1 rRNA gene is annotated in these 209 nt (G+C 58.4%); it reads right to left on the reverse strand.

Going from position 1 to position 209, the window contains the following annotated elements:
- Positions 1 to 209 (reverse strand): 16S ribosomal RNA (locus tag IMZ29_RS22485); the annotation flags it as partial.

The following is a 209-nucleotide window of genomic DNA, read 5'->3' on the forward strand; positions in this document are numbered from 1 at the left end:
GGGCCGTGTCTCAGTCCCAGTGTGGCTGGTCGTCCTCTCAAACCAGCTACGGATCGTCGCCTTGGTGAGCCTTTACCTCACCAACTAGCTAATCCGATATCGGCCGCTCCAATAGTGAGAGGTCTTGCGATCCCCCCCCTTTCCCCCGTAGGGCGTATGCGGTATTAGCTACGCTTTCGCGTAGTTATCCCCCGCTACTGGGCACGTTC

Origin of the sequence: Verticiella alkaliphila, assembly GCF_018904615.1 — a bacterium.
Classification (GTDB): domain Bacteria; phylum Pseudomonadota; class Gammaproteobacteria; order Burkholderiales; family Burkholderiaceae_B; genus Verticiella; species Verticiella alkaliphila.